Consider the following 12,601-nt stretch of genomic DNA (forward strand, 5'->3'; position numbering starts at 1 on the left):
GTCCGGAGTACCGGAACACGGCCCGCCCTTTGCTTTGAGGCAGTATCGAGTGAATCGCATCGTGGATACGATGCGAACGGGTATGGCACGTCCACCGGACAGCATCTGCATCTCTGAGTGGGGAGACAGGGGCCATGCGATCGATGAGCCGCACCGGACTGGTGAGCGCGGGCCTGGGCCTTGGAGCGGTCGGCGGATTCGTCGGCAGCCTGCTCAGGGAACACGGCGCTCTGACAGCCGCGCGTGATGCGGCGGGCGAAGGAAGCGAGGAACAGCCTTCATGGGGCGTCGGCTCGTGCCGCTCACGCTGGACAACCTTCAGGACCTTCCCAAGCGCTGCCGCTCGTGTGTCTTCTGGGAACTGGACCCTGTCAGCGGCGAGGCGGCGGTAAGAGCGGGTACAGCCGCTCTGGAGAAGGAAGGCTGGATCTCAGCCGTCCTGCTCGACTGGGGATCGTGCGGCCGAGTGGTCTATGTCGACGATGTGCCGGTGGGCTTCGTGCTGTACGCCCCTCCGGCCTATGTGCCGCGATCGACGGCCTTCCCCACCAGTCCGGTCTCGCCGGACGCCGTACAGCTGATGACGGCCTTCGTGATGCCCGGATACCAGGGGCAGGGGCTCGGCCGGGTGCTGGTGCAGACGGTTGCCAAGGATCTGCTGCGCCGGGGCTTCAAGGCCATCGAGGCGTTCGGTGACTCCCGCTGGAAGGAGCCGGCCTGTCTGCTGCCGGCCGACCATCTCCTGGCCGTGGGCTTCAAGACGGTCCGGCAGCATCCCACGCACCCTCGGCTGCGGCTGGAGCTGCGATCGACGCTCTCCTGGAAGGAAGACGTCGAGATGGCCCTCGACCGGCTTCTGGGAGCCGTCCAGAAGGAGCCGGTGCTGAGGCCGCTGTAGCCGCCGCTCGGCGTCGGCCGCGCTCAGCGGAGGGACATAAGCGAATGGGCCAACCCATGGGGGTTGGCCCATTCGTGTTTCACGTGAAACGTCACTCCGCGATGAACTCTTCGAGGTCCCGGACGATCGCGGCCTTGGGCTTGGCGCCGACGATGGTCTTGGCGACCTCACCGCCCTGGTAGACGTTCAGGGTCGGGATGGACATGACGCCGTACTTGGCGGCCGTACCCGGGTTCTCGTCGATGTTGAGCTTGACGATCTCGATCTTGTCGCCGTACTCCTTGGCGATCGCCTCGAGCGACGGCGCGATCTGGCGGCACGGACCGCACCAGGCAGCCCAGAAGTCCACCAGGACGGGCTTGTCGCTCTTCAGGACCTCCTGCTCGAAGGAGTCGTCGGTCACGTTCTTCAGGTCGGCCACGGCGGGCTCCTTAACTTGGTCGTGCAGTGGGGCGGGGAAGGGCGAAGGTCAGACGGCGGCGGTCTTCTCGGGCTCTGCCTTGTCCTCGTCCGCGAGCGCAGCGAGGAAGCGCTCGGCGTCCAGAGCGGCGGAGCAGCCGGTGCCGGCCGCGGTGATCGCCTGGCGGTAGGTGTGGTCGACCACGTCACCGGCGGCGAAGACACCGGTCACGTTGGTGCGGGTGGACGGGGAGGCGACCTTCAGGTAGCCCTCCTCGTCCAGGTCCAGCTGGCCCTTGAACAGCTCGGTGCGCGGGTCGTGGCCGATCGCGATGAACAGGCCCGTCACGGGCAGCTCGGACAGCTCACCGGTCTTGACGTTGCGCAGCTTCAGACCCGAGAGCTTCTGCTCGCCCTGGACCTCCGCGACCTCGCTGTCCCACACGAACTTGATCTTCGGGTCGCCGAAGGCGCGCTCCTGCATCGCCTTGGAGGCACGGAGCGTGTCACGGCGGTGGACGATCGTCACGGACTTGGCGAAGCGCGAAAGGAAGGTGGCCTCCTCCATCGCGGTGTCGCCGCCGCCGATCACGGCGATGTCCTGGTCCTTGAAGAAGAACCCGTCACAGGTGGCGCACCAGGAGACACCACGACCGGAGAGCGCGTCCTCGTTCGGCAGGCCGAGCTTGCGGTGCTGGGAGCCCGTGGTGACGATGACGGCCTTCGCCCGGTGGACCGTGCCCGCGGTGTCGGTGACCGTCTTGATCTCGCCGCTCAGGTCGACCGAGACGATGTCGTCCGCGATCAGCTCGGCGCCGAAGCGCTCGGCCTGCGCCCGCATGTTGTCCATGAGGTCGGGGCCCATGATGCCGTCGCGGAAGCCCGGGAAGTTCTCCACCTCGGTGGTGTTCATCAGGGCACCACCCGCGGTGACGGCGCCTTCGAACACCAGGGGCTTCAGCGAGGCACGGGCGGTGTACAGCGCCGCCGTGTAGCCTGCGGGCCCGGAGCCGATGATGATCACGTTACGGACGTCGCTCACGGCTTGATTCCTCGTCTCTGGTCTGCGTCAGTCGACCGGTGGGAGCCCCTTGCGGAACTCTCACCCCACCCAACGGATCCTACGGGGCGCGCATTCCCTGTGTGTCCGGGCACACGCGTGCGCGAGGACGACCGATCGAGTACTCCGCCGGACTCAGGAACGAGCGAAGGACTGCTGCAGAAGAACCTTGCCGGCAGAGTCGGGCTCCTGCCGGATGCAGGCGGCGTCCACGACGTACGCGGTGACGCGCGTGGCGTCGTCGGGGTCCGGGAGGACGACGAGGTAGGCGCTCTTCCCGCCGTAGGTGCCGACCTTGGCGGCCAGGGCCTGGTCGCCCCTGGGAATCGCGTGCCGGACGCAGGTCGGAACCGGGACCTGGGTCTGCATCAGCGTGTTCGCGCTCTCGGGCGCCCCTGGGGTGTTCTGCCCCGAGCCGGCGCCGGACCGCGGCCGCTGACTGGTGTAGCCCCGCTGAGTGCCCTTCTTCGACTCCAGGAGGTCCCGCACCTGGCTCTGGACGCTGGTTCCGGAGAAGGCGCTGACGGGAGCGCTCGGCTTGCCATGAGCCGTCGTGCCGGACGTACCAGCGCCGAACGACTGGAGTACCAGTGCCCCGGCTCCCAGGACGGCGGCGGTCAGCACGCCGCCCAGAACGATCGTCCTGCGGCGGCGACCCCGCCCGCTCTTCTTCCGCCCCGGTCCGGTCGTCGCCTGCGGGCGCCCGGCAGGGCGATCAGCCGGAGCCGACGTTTCACGTGAAACATGACTCGCGCTGTCCTGTCCGGAGGCACTGATCAGGGCCTCGGCAGCAAGGGCCGCATCGATGCGCTGGGCCACGTCGACCGGCATGCGCTCCGGGCCCGGCGTGGCGCCCAGCAGGCCCCGGATCTCCTCCAGTGAGGCGTGGACGTCCGCGCACAGCTCACAGGCGCCCAGGTGGCGCTGTATGTCCGTGCTGCGGTCCGGGGAGAGAAGGCCCTCGGTGAGGTCGGAGATCTCCGCGACATCCGGGTGCCCGGCCGTGTCAGTCGTCGACGTCACGCTCGCCCACCTCCGCCCTTCACTGCGGCTGAATCACTCGGTCCCGTGTCCCCCGGGCCTCCGCCGGGAGACCCCGTTGCCGGTGGGACGGATGTCCCCTGCACCCGGTTCCGTCCCGGCCCCTTTTCTTTTCCGTCCCGGGAGCCGTCGGATTGTGGGCCTCCGCCACCGCCTGGCCGTAGATGGGTGAGCAGCGGCAGAAGTCTGGCTCTGCCTCGGGCGCACCGGCTCTTCACGGTCCCTGTGGGCACGTCGAGGATCCGAGCGGCCTCCGCGACCGGGTAGCCCTGCATGTCGACGAGGACGAGCGCCGCCCGCTGCTCCTGCGGAAGGGTGCCGAGCGCTTCGAGGAGCTGGCGGTGCACATCGTTGCGCTCGGCCGGCGCCGAGGCCGACTCGTGGGGCTCCAGCAGCTGCTCCAGCCGCTCGGTGTCGTCCACGGGGGCGGTCTTCCGGGAGGCGGCCTTGCGGGCGCGGTCCAGGCAGGCGTTCACCGTGATCCGGTGCAGCCAGGTCGTGACGGCCGACTGCCCCCGAAAGGTATGGGCGGCCCGGTAGGCCGACACCAGGGCGTCCTGAACCGCGTCGGCGGCCTCCTCGCGGTCCCCCAGCGTCCGCAGGGCGACCGCCCAGAGCCGATCCCGATGCCGCCGGACGATCTCGCCGAAGGCATCGGGATCGCCTTCCACATGGCGGGTGAGCAGGTCCTGGTCGCTCACACCGTCGTATCCGGCACCCTCCGCCATCTGCCCCCTCCGGTCCGGGTGAGACGTCAGCCCGTGAACTGCACTTCGCCGATGGCCTGCTTGAAGCCGGCACCGGCGTACAGGGTCGAGTCCGCCCCCGAATTAGGCACGGCGGTCAGCCAGACGAGGACGTACTGCGTCTTCACCGGCTTGGTGAGCTTCACCGTAGCGGTGGCGCTCGTCGTCGTGACACCGCCGATCTTGTGCATGGCGGCCAGCGACGGCGGGGTCAGCGAGTCGGCCGCGTACAGCTCGACCGTCGTGTGGTCACCGGCGTAGCGCAGATCGATGGTGGCCGTGCTGAGGTTCTTGCCCGCGCCGAGGTCGTAGACGATGCCCACTCCCGGCTTGTACGGCGCGATCCTGGGACCCTCGTTGAAGGTCCGGGTCCGCCAGTAGGTGGACGGGTTCCCGTCGTAGGTGTTCTGCACGTCGGAGGGGTGCTGCGGGTCGCCCTCGGCGACGAACTCCTGACTCCCCTGGATCCTTATCGGCGCCGCCTTCGGCGTCTTGGCGCTCTTGTCGCCGCCGTCCGGGGTCTGGCTCTTGTTGGTGTCGTTGGACTTGTCACCCTGGCCCATCAGGGCGTCGGCCAACTGCCAGCTGCCCAGGCCGAGGGCGGCGATGAGAAGGGCGGAGACCGCCCACTTCAGGGCCTTGCCCGTGCGGCTCTGCAGCGGGGGCGGCGGGGGCACGATCGGCTGCGGGGCGCCGGAATGCGGCGCCGGACGGCCGTACGTGCCCTGCTGGTACGTGGTGCGCTGGTACTCCGGCGGCGCCGTGAACGCGGGCTCCGGCGGGCGGATGCGCGGCATCTCACCGATCGCCTTCACCAGCTCCTCCGGCGTGGTGCAGGCAGCCTCGTGACGGGACGCGGTCGCCCCGTCGTTGACGAGGGCCCGCATGGCCAGTTCGGACAGGCCGCGGTGGACCCCGGCCCGTACCTGGTCCGGCGCGATGAGGCCGACGTCCTTGGGCAGCCCCGACAGGCCGTAGGCGTCGTTCTCGTAGGGCCAGCGCTGGGTCAGCGCCGCGTACAGCAGGGCGCCGATCGCCTCGGTGTCGCTGCGCTGCGGGGTGTCGGAGCTGATGCCGCGCAGCGCGGCGTTCACGGCCAGGCCGCGGATGCGCCACTGGCCGGTCGACGTACGCAGTACGGCATTCGGGTTCAGCCGCAGATGGGCGAGGCCCTCGCGATGCGCGGCGGCCATGGCGGAGGCCACCTGACTGACCATCTGGTAGGCGCCGTGCGGCTCCAGCGGGCCGGCCGCGAGCAGCGTCGTCAGCTCGGTCGCGTCGGGCAGCCATTCGTGCACGACGTAGACGAGGTCGTTCTCCTCGACGGCGTCGAGGACCTGGACGAAGCGCGGGTCTCCGAGCAGCGCCGAGGACCGGGAGGCGGCCAGGACGGAACGGGCCCGCGCATGGTCCGCCGGCAGCACATGGACGCCGACGGCACGACGGAGTTTCTCGTCGACCGCACGCCAACTGCTGAATCCGTCCAGACGGGTGACGCACTCCTCCAACCGGTACCGTCTGGCCAGCTTGTGACCGCTGTGGAGTTCGGGAGGCGAGGCCGTCTCCGCGGGACCCGCGATTCCGTCGCTCCCCTGCGTCTCCTCGCTGCCCGTGTCACGCTCCGGGTTCTTGGCCACCCCGTCGGCCGTGGACTGGTCCGCCTTGGCGGTCAGCGGCTCGTCACCGCTGTTGTCTGCCACGTCGACGGCAGCCGTGCTCCGTTCCGCCACCGTCGTCCCTGCCTCCCCATCCGTTGCACGCTGTCCGACGCCGAAACCAATTGTGCCCACAGTCTGCCGCTATGCACGACACACAGCGGCGGACGATGGTTGTGCGCCTACCCCCGCCTCAACGACCCAGACGCCCGCGCACCATGCCCACGAGCGAGTTGAGTTCCTCGATCCGCATCCGCCGGGCGGCGACGAAGAAGATGCCGAGCAGGGCGGCCCCGCCGACGAGCAACGCCGCGAAGGAGCCGACGACTCCCTGCCCGAGGGTGCGCCCGATGCCGTAGACGGCCGCGCCGCTGAGCACGGCCGCGGGCACCGAGGCGATGCACAGACGCGCGTACGTCCGCAGCACCCGGGCACCGTCCAGGTCGCCGCCCAGCCGCTTGCGCAGCCGCCGCCAGGCGACACCCACACCGATCGCGTAGGCGAGGCCGTAGGAGGCGGCCATACCGGCGACCGCCCAGCGAGGCGGCAGCAGGAAGTAGCAGAGCGCCGAGGCGCCCGCGTTGACCACGGCGACGATGACGGTGTTGTAGAAGGGCGTCCGGGTGTCCTCGTAGGCGTAGAAGGCCCGCAGGACGACGTACTGCACCGAGTACGGGATGAGGCCGAGGCCGAAGGCCATCAGCATGTAGCCCATGTTGGTGGCCTCGTCGGTGCCCGAGGAGCCGAAGATCAGCGTGCACATCGGGATGCCGAGCGCCAGGAAGCCGAAGGCGATGGGGACGATGGCGACGGCCGTGGTCCGCAGTCCCTGGGAGATGTCGTCTCGTACCGCGCCGCGGTCGCCCTCGGCGGCCGAACGCGAGATGCGTGGCAGCAGGGCGGCCATCAGGGACACCGTGATGATGGCCTGCGGCAGGCCCCAGATCAGCTGGGCGTTGGCGTAGGCGGCGAAGCCGGTGCCCGCGATGCCGGAGTCCTTGCCGGCCGCGGTGGACAGCTGGGTGACGATCATGGCGCCGGCCTGGTTGGCGAGGACGAACAGCACCGTCCACTTGGCGAGCATCGCGGCCTTGCCCAGGCCGTGGCCCCGCCAGTCGAACCTCAGCCGGATCCGGAACCCGGTCTCGCGCAGGTAGGGGATCATCGCCAGCGCCTGCACGACCAGACCGAGCAGCACGCCTACGCCGAGCAGGCGTTGACCCTCCGGCGGGATGTTCGTGACGGTCATGTGCGAGTCGGCGGCGGTGCCGTAGACCCAGATGAACATGCCGAGCGTCACGATGATGACGATGTTGTTCAGGACCGGGGTCCACATCATCGCGCCGAACTTGCCGCGGGCGTTGAGGATCTGACCCATCACCACGTGGATGCCCATGAAGAAGATCGAGGGCAGGAAGTAGCGGGTGAAGGTGACCGCGACGTCGTTGGCCGCGGGGTTTGTCGCGACCGGGTTGGACAGCATGCGCACCAGCAGGGGCGCCGCGAACATCGCGAGCCCGGTCAATGCGGCCAGGGCCACCATCACGAGGGTCAGCAGACGGTTGGCGAAGGCCTCGCCCCCGTCGTCGTCCTCCTTCATCGCCCGCACCAACTGCGGAACGAAGACCGAGTTCAGGCCACCGCCGACGGTGAGGATGTAGATCATGGTCGGCAGCTGGTAGGCGACCTGGAAGGAGTCGCCCAGGAAGCCGAGGCCGAGCGCGGAGACGATGAGCGCCGAGCGGACGAAGCCGGTGAGGCGCGAGACCATGGTGCCCGCCGCCATGACGGCGCTGGACTTCATCAGCCCGGCGGCCTTGCCGCCCTTCTTCGCCGGAGCGGAGGGCGCGAGGGGCATCTCGGGCTGGGCGGCCGCGGCCGGCCCGGCGGGATCCGGGGCGGCGGCCGGGGCCGGCACCGGGGACTGCAGCGGGTTTCCGGCGGCGGACGGCCCCGGCGGGTACGCGGCCCCGGCGTACGGGTTCGGGTGCGGCTGCTGCGGGTTCTGGCCGTAGGCGGGCGGGTACTGCCCCGCGGGCCCCTGTCCGGCACCCGGCGCGGCCGCCGGCCCAGGGAAGGCCGGGGGATCCATGGGCGTGTGCCCGCCGCTCTGCTGCTGGTCCTTGAAGAGGTGCGCGAAGGCGTCCGGCTCGTGGTACTCCTCGCCGGAGTGCGAGACCAGGTCGTCCACGCCCACGAACTGGGTGGTGCGCGGGTTGTCGCCGTACGGCAGGTGCTGGGCCGCGCTCTCCGGCTCCGGCGCCGGGGTCTGCGCCCACACGTGCGGGTTCGGGGAGTACGGCGACTGCGCGGGCGGGGCGTACAGCGGCTGCTGCTGGTCGTAGGCGCCGGGGGGCGGCGGATGCGCGGCACGGTCGTAGAGCGCCTCGGCGACCGGGTCCTGGGCGGTCAGGTCGTGCGCCCGATAGGGGTCCTGGTCATAGGCGTCCTGGAGATACATGTCAGCCGCGGGCTGCGGCGGCACCTGGCCGGGCTCGGGCGGCGTCTCGGGGTAGCCCGAGCCGGCCGCGCCATGGCCGCGATCACCGTCGTACGGCGCGTTCATGCTTACCCCACCTCATCGTCCCGGGCCCACCGGCCACGACATCGCTCAACGGTCCACTCTCTCACCCGTCCCGGACGGGTCGGCGCTTTCCGGAGCGGTGTCCGGCGCAGGGTCACTCGGCTGCTCCGGGGCGTCTGCCCCGGAGGTGGAGCCGGACTCCTTCGGGAGACGGTCTCCGGGCTCGTCCGGGTTCCCGGGCTCGTCGGAGCCCTCCTCCGCCGCGTCCGGGCCGCCCTCGTCGGCCTGGCGGGCGGCCGCCCGCTTGCGCTGGGTGTACATCCGGAAGCCGGCGAGGACGAGGAGCAGCACGCCGCCGCCGATGACCAGCATCACCGTGGGCGTGACCTCGGTGACCTTCACGTCGAAGGTGACGGGGTCGCCGTACTCCTGGCCGTCCTCGGTGTACAGCTGGGCGATGACCGTGACCCGGCCGTTGGCATTGGCCGACGTGGTGAACTTCACGGACTGGCTGTGCCCGCCCGCGATGTCGACGGGCTGCTCGGAGTAGGCCTTGCCGCCGATCTTCAGACGGGTCGGCATGGTCGACGTGAGGCGCAGCACCAGGTGGCCGACCGGCTGGACGAGGTTGTTCTGGACGGTCACCGGGATGGTCGCGCTGCGCCCGGACAGCTTGGTCTCGGACTTGTCGATCAGCTTGACCTGCTGGGCCAGTTCGTCCAGCCATGCCTCGACACCGCTGCGGTAGCCGTCCGCCTCGCCGCTCCGACCGCGCCACGACGTGGACATCTCACGGTTTATGGCCCGCCCGAACGGGGTGACCACGCGGGACTGGTCGGAGAGGATCACCTGGAAGTTGTCGAGCATGTCCTGGGTGCGCGCGATCTGCTCGTAGGCCCCCCTCGGCAGCTCCTGACGGCGCAGCGAGGAGGGGTAGACCGTCGTCGACGGGATATGCGTGGTGGCGTCCGGGTCGGGCTTGTCCTTGGCCGCGGCGGTCAGATCCTGGGCCTGGGACCAGGTGCTTCCCTGGAGCGCCTTCAGCGCCGCCGCCATCGCCTGCGCCTGGGCCGCCGTGGGCATGCGCTGCGGGGCGACGACGATGCTGCGCTGCTTGTCCGTCTGAGCGTTGACCTCGAGGCTCTGGGCCAGGAACTGCTGCACGGCGAGCGTGGTCGAGTCCGCCTTCGTCAGGTCGCCCTCGAAGGACGTGGACAGCCGGGCGTCGGCAACCACCGCCGTGGTGCCCCCGCCGACCGGGCGGGCGGCGGAGGGTGTGTAGGTCAGCCCCGCGGTCTCCTGGAGGCTGTCGCTGCGAGCGATCACCCGGTCGGCGCCGGCGGAGGTCGCGACCCTCATGATCGACGGATCCACGGCGCCCTCGACGGGCCATGCGAAGTCGGTGCCCGGTGTGACGTGAAGCACAGTTTTCACCGTCGTCGCGGCGACGTCGGTGGCGTCCTTGAGGTGGCTGAGCGAGCCGGTGACGCTGGTGCCGGTGTGCGCGAGGGAGGCGAGGTCCGGGTCGCCGAAGGGCAGCGCGACGACAGCCTTGCCCACCACCGCCTTCTGCAGGCTCGCCAGCCACTGCTTGGCGACGGCCTGATGCTCCCGGGGGCCGGGCGTCGTGGTGCCGTTGTCGCCCTGGAGCCGGTAGTTGCCCGCCGCCATCGCGTCCACCGAGGCCAGCAGGTCAGGGTCGATCACCCAGGTGACGTCCAGGTCCTTGCCCAGGTCCACCATCTGGGCCAGCCGACCGCCCGGCGCGAGTTCCTTGGCCAGGTCGTCGTCGAGGAACACCGGGGTCTGCAGCTCACCGGCGCCCGTCTTGGCCGTCATGTGGACGGTGGACAGCAGCGGCCACAGGAACGTCGTTTTCGTCTTGGTGTCGGGGTCGGACGGCTGCCACGGCAGGAACGTCCGCTGGATGCCGAGCATCTGGTCCCAGGGCTGGGCGGCGGTCTGGCCGGACAGCGCGACATCGAACTCGTAGACGCCGTCACTGCCGAGGTCGAGCTTGTCCACGGGAACGGAGATGCTGAAGTGCTCGGCGATGCCCGGAGCCAGCTTGTCGAACTTCTCCACGTACTTGTCGCCGACCTCGGAGCCGGTGCCGTTCTGCAGGTCGTCGGCGTGCTGGGCGACGCCGTCGATGGCCGAGCGGGTGTTCAGCAGCGGACCGACCCGCAGGCCCACGTGGGCGCCGGTGACGGGCTGCTTGCCGTTGTTGACCACCGTGCCGGAGACGGTGACCGTGTCGCCGTCCGTGGGGGCGTTGGGGCTGAGCGAGTCCAGGGAGACGGACACCGGGTCCGAGGAGGCGGCCTGAGCGGGCGCCGCGGCCGGCAGCTGGAGCAGCCCGGCCAGCAGAGGCGCTCCGGCGAGCAGCGCTCCTGTGCGTCGCAGCCAGCGGCGCACAGGTGAGGCACTGGTTGCCTGGATGTCAGCCGCCTCGGCCACGCGCTCGCCCGTCCCTCGTCGTCAGTGGTCGTCGGAATGTGCGTCCACGCATGGTAACGATGCGCGCCGAGCGGAAGTGCCGCGGTCTCCGCCACAAGATCAGAGGACGGCGACGACCCGTCCTCTATGTCCAGTATCGCGGGAAGAGCGGCCGAACGCCGCAAGAGAAGTGCTTGCACGGGTATGCCGGTAGCTGTCCGCACCCCTCGCCGTGGGCGGCCCGGCCTTTATGGGGGCGCCCCGGATCGCCCGGTGCACGTACCCTCTTCTGTTGTGCCGAACCCCAACGAAGACACTCCCTCCGCCCTGAGCCAGGCGCAGCAGCGCGCGGTCACCGAGCTGCTGCGGGTGGCGCCGGTCGCCGACGACCTCGCCCGCCGATTCCAGGAGGCCGGGTTCTGCCTCGCCCTGGTCGGCGGCTCGGTGCGCGACGCGCTGCTCGGCCGGCTCGGCAACGACCTGGACTTCACCACCGACGCCCGCCCCGAGGACGTACTGAAGATCGTCCGGCCCTGGGCGGACGCCGTCTGGGAGGTCGGGATCGCCTTCGGCACCGTCGGCGCGCACAAGGGCGGCTACCAGATCGAGATCACCACCTACCGGTCGGAGGCGTACGACCGCACCTCGCGCAAGCCCGAGGTCTCGTACGGCGACTCCATCGAGGAGGATCTCGTCCGCCGTGACTTCACCGTCAACGCGATGGCCGTGGCGCTGCCGGCGAAGGAGTTCATCGACCCGCACGGTGGCCTGGAGGACCTCGCGGCCCGTGTGCTGCGTACGCCGGGCACGCCGGAGGAGTCGTTCTCGGACGATCCGCTGCGGATGATGCGGGCCGCACGGTTCGCGGCCCAGCTGGACTTCGCCGTCGCTCCCGAGGTCGTCACCGCCATGACCGAGATGGCAGGGCGAATCGAGATCGTGTCGGCGGAGCGGGTCCGGGACGAGCTGAACAAGCTGGTCCTCTCCGCGCACCCGCGCAAGGGCCTGTCCCTGCTCGTGGACAGCAAGATCGCCGACCATGTGCTGCCCGAGCTGCCGGCGCTGCGCCTGGAGAGTGACGAACACCACCGGCACAAGGACGTCTACGAGCACACGCTGATCGTCCTCGAGCAGGCGATCGCCCTGGAGCAGGACGGGCCCGACCTCGCGCTGCGGCTGGCCGCGCTGCTGCACGACATCGGCAAGCCGCGCACCCGCCGCTTCGAGAAGGACGGCCGGGTCTCGTTCCACCACCACGAGGTGGTCGGCGCCAAGATGACCAAGAAGCGCATGACCGCCCTGAAGTACTCCAACGAGCTGGTGAAGGACGTCTCACGACTGGTCGAACTCCATCTGCGCTTCCACGGCTACGGCACCGGGGAGTGGACGGACTCGGCGGTCCGCCGCTACGTCCGTGACGCCGGCCCGCTGCTGGACCGCCTGCACAAGCTGACCCGCTCCGACTGCACCACCCGCAACAAGCGGAAGGCGGCCGCGCTGTCCCGGGCCTACGACGGGCTTGAAGAGCGCATTGCCCAGCTCCAGGAGCAGGAGGAGCTGGACGCGATCCGCCCGGACCTCGACGGCAACCAGATCATGGAGATCCTGGGCGTCGGACCGGGCCCGGTCATCGGCAAGGCGTACAAGCACATGCTGGAGCTGCGGCTGGAGCACGGTCCGATGGAGCACGACGCCGCGGTGGCCGCCCTCAAGGAGTGGTGGGCCGAGCAGAGCTGAGCCGATCCGGGCGGGTCGATGTTTCACGTGAAACATCACTCCGGACCGGCAGCACCGAGGGTCGATGTGTGTACGGAGTGGTGACATGACCCAGAGCGCGAA

General features: G+C 70.0%; 9 protein-coding genes. 2 read left to right on the plus strand and 7 right to left on the minus strand.

What is annotated here, in order from left to right:
- Positions 1 to 280 precede the first annotated feature (280 nt).
- Complete coding sequence (locus tag ACWEN3_RS28015; protein ID WP_452976270.1) at positions 281 to 898, plus strand: GNAT family N-acetyltransferase; 618 nt, start codon at positions 281 to 283, stop codon at positions 896 to 898.
- 91 nt (positions 899 to 989) lie between these two features.
- Here ACWEN3_RS28015 and trxA read toward each other — a convergent pair whose 3' ends face one another.
- The 7 genes from trxA to ACWEN3_RS28050 form a co-directional block, all read right to left on the minus strand.
- Positions 990 to 1,319 (minus strand): thioredoxin, encoded by a 330-nt coding sequence (gene trxA / locus ACWEN3_RS28020; protein ID WP_452976272.1) that lies wholly within the window; start codon positions 1,317 to 1,319, stop codon positions 990 to 992.
- 48 nt (positions 1,320 to 1,367) lie between these two features.
- Entirely contained in the window at positions 1,368 to 2,339 is a 972-nt protein-coding gene (gene trxB, locus ACWEN3_RS28025) for a thioredoxin-disulfide reductase (RefSeq protein WP_452976274.1), read from the minus strand.
- Positions 2,340 to 2,492: 153 nt separating this feature from the next.
- The gene (locus tag ACWEN3_RS28030) at positions 2,493 to 3,380 is read right to left on the minus strand and encodes an anti-sigma factor family protein (RefSeq protein WP_452976276.1); all 888 of its coding nucleotides are present in this window, start codon (positions 3,378 to 3,380) and stop codon (positions 2,493 to 2,495) included.
- Positions 3,377 to 4,126 (minus strand): RNA polymerase sigma factor SigM, encoded by a 750-nt coding sequence (gene sigM / locus ACWEN3_RS28035; protein ID WP_452976278.1) that lies wholly within the window; start codon positions 4,124 to 4,126, stop codon positions 3,377 to 3,379. The genes ACWEN3_RS28030 and sigM overlap by 4 nt, the downstream gene beginning before the upstream one ends.
- Before the next feature lie 26 nt (positions 4,127 to 4,152).
- A complete protein-coding gene (locus tag ACWEN3_RS28040) occupies positions 4,153 to 5,874 on the minus strand; it encodes a protein kinase family protein (RefSeq protein WP_452976280.1) in 1,722 nt (573 codons plus the stop codon).
- Between the two features lie 118 nt (positions 5,875 to 5,992).
- On the minus strand, positions 5,993 to 8,365 hold the full coding sequence (gene murJ / locus ACWEN3_RS28045; protein WP_452976282.1) for a murein biosynthesis integral membrane protein MurJ: 2,373 nt from the start codon (positions 8,363 to 8,365) through the stop codon (positions 5,993 to 5,995).
- 45 nt (positions 8,366 to 8,410) lie between these two features.
- A complete protein-coding gene (locus tag ACWEN3_RS28050) occupies positions 8,411 to 10,783 on the minus strand; it encodes a DUF6049 family protein (RefSeq protein ID WP_452976284.1) in 2,373 nt (790 codons plus the stop codon).
- A 273-nt stretch (positions 10,784 to 11,056) separates the two neighbouring features.
- Here ACWEN3_RS28050 and ACWEN3_RS28055 point away from each other — a divergent pair, with 273 nt between their 5' ends.
- Positions 11,057 to 12,499 carry a CCA tRNA nucleotidyltransferase gene (locus ACWEN3_RS28055; RefSeq protein ID WP_452976286.1) on the plus strand — a complete coding sequence of 481 codons (1,443 nt, stop codon included), beginning with the start codon at positions 11,057 to 11,059 and terminating at the stop codon, positions 12,497 to 12,499.
- The last annotated feature ends 102 nt before the right edge of the window (positions 12,500 to 12,601 follow it).

This window comes from Streptomyces sp. NPDC004561, assembly GCF_053602155.1.